Source organism: Pseudomonas sp. 43(2021), assembly GCF_017490805.1.
Classification (GTDB): domain Bacteria; phylum Pseudomonadota; class Gammaproteobacteria; order Pseudomonadales; family Pseudomonadaceae; genus Aquipseudomonas.
Genome location: NZ_JAFGYJ010000383.1, coordinates 1 through 482 on the forward strand (window position 1 = coordinate 1; position 482 = coordinate 482).

The 482-nt window shown below is 58.9% G+C and carries 1 protein-coding gene; it reads right to left on the bottom strand.

Annotated elements, in window-relative coordinates:
- Window positions 1-357: oligosaccharide flippase family protein (locus tag J5M71_RS27760; protein WP_207838777.1), on the bottom strand; the 357-nt coding region annotated here is incomplete at its 3' end.
- Between the last annotated feature and the right edge of the window lie 125 nt (window positions 358-482).

A 482-nucleotide genomic window follows, 5' to 3' on the forward strand; every position in this document is an offset into this window, starting at 1 on the left:
GAAGAGGATTTTTACCGAGGCCACGGCGGTCATCCAGCGCAGCGCGGTGGACGGCGTATACAGCACCACTGCCAGCGAAATCAAAGCAATCGACAACAGACTGACCAGCACGGCAAACCAGAACACGCTGCTGATGTGTTTGTCCTCGACACGTTGCAGGCGCACCAGCGGGTCTTCCAGCATCGACGAGACTAGAATGCCGACCACTTCGACCACGGCGATGATCAGCGTGCCGATGCCCAGCTCCGTCGGCGTCAGCAGATGCGCGTAGACGACAAAGGTAATCATCGACAGAAAGATCAGGCCGAACTTCTCGGTGAAAATCCATACGAGGGTCATCAGGCGGCGGTTGGCCATGGCGCGATCCCTGAATTCAGCGGCTGTTGCCCAGGTTTTTCAAGCAGGCGTAGAGGTAGCGCAGGGTCGGTTTGCCCCGGGAGAAAAACAGCGTCTGCCACGAATGCCCGGGCATCGGCCGGAAC